Below are 1,307 nucleotides of genomic sequence, written 5' to 3'. Positions count from 1 at the left end.
GACCTGTTCCGCGCCGGGCTGGCGGCCACGCGGCTGAAGCTGCTGCCGAGCGCGGGCAGCTATTTCCAGAGCGTCGACTACTCGGCCGTCAGCGAGCTGAGCGAGGAAGGCTTCTGCCGCTGGTTGACCAGCGAGATCGGCGTCGCGGCGATCCCGGTGTCGGTGTTCTATGCCGGCGGCTTCGAGCAGAAGCTGGCGCGCTTCTGCTTCGCGAAGAAGGACGAGACGTTGGAGCGGGCGCTGGAGCGGCTGGCGAAGCTGTAGCCTCCCGTTCGCCCTGAGCCTGTCGAAGGGTCAGCGGGACCCACGCGCCTTGGGGTTGCGGGTGGTGTCGAGTTCGCTCAGTTCGCTGAGGTCGAAGTCGAGCCCGGGGCGCGAGTCGGAGGCATCGCGCAGCGGTGCGCCCGGCCCCGACAGCCGGGCCGGGTCGGTGGAGATGTCGAGATCGAGCGTGAGGCGCTCGACCTCGGGTGGTGGCGGCGCCGGGTCGCTGTGCAGCGGCATCGGCGCGGAATCGGGCCTCACCTCCGCGGCGGACAGGTCCAGCGTGATGTCGAAGCCCCCCTCCATCGGCAGCAGCAGGTCGACGCCCTCGGGGCGCACGTCGCGCTCGGCCAGGTCGCGCGCGATGCCGTACAGGAACAGCAGGTCGCGGTAGGCCGGCACGTCGAACGGCGGGCCCTGGTTGCGCCGGAACAGCGCGCCGTCGAGCGTGGCCATCGCTTCCGCCGGCGCCGACCACAGCGATTGCACGCGGGCCAGCAGCTCGGGGAAGCCCTCTTCGAGGTCGCGCTCCTTCGACGGGTCGTGCTCGTCCCACTCGATCGCGTAGGCGTTGAAGCGCCGGTTGAAGCGCTCGCGGATGCGGTCGTACGGGTCGCGCTCGCCGCGGCGGCGGTAGATCTCCATCAGCTTCAGGTACGGCAGCGGGCTCACGCCGCCGGTGCTGCGCACGTGGCCCATCAGCAGGTCGACCGCCGCATCGTCCTGCCCGAGCACGACGAAGAACTCGACCTGCTGGTCGAGGTCGATCAGCTCGTCGGCCGACATCGGCCGGTGAGGCTCCAGTGATTCGGGGTCGAGGTCGGACCGGGTCTCCCGCGACAGCGTGGCCTGCATCGCGGCCACGGCGCGCGGCGTCAGCGTGACGTCCATCGGCTGCGTCGGCATCGGCGGGCCGGGCCGCTTGCGCACCGGGGGCGGCGTGTCGACCAGCACCGCGCCGCCGCCGGACGGATCGCGCGACATCGCGGCCGGGATGGTCTGCGGCGCCTCGGCCGGCGCGGCGGCCGCGACGGGCGCGGGTG

Annotated in this window: 1 protein-coding gene and 1 pseudogene; one reads left to right on the top strand and one right to left on the bottom strand. The window is 72.3% G+C overall.

The annotated features are described in order from the left end of the window. The coding region (locus AC1D12_RS33455; RefSeq protein WP_477845393.1) for an aminotransferase class I/II-fold pyridoxal phosphate-dependent enzyme at window positions 1-264 on the top strand (264 nt) is incomplete at its 5' end. 30 nt (window positions 265-294) lie between these two features. On the opposite strand, the pseudogene AC1D12_RS33450 reads toward AC1D12_RS33455, so the two are convergent. Then, window positions 295-1,307 (bottom strand): annotated as a pseudogene (locus AC1D12_RS33450) (hypothetical protein); the annotation flags it as partial.

Source organism: Rhizobacter sp. P1_G5, from assembly GCF_056405435.1.
Note: the sequence above shows the minus strand (reverse complement) of the source record. Positions and strands in the feature narration are given on the sequence as shown.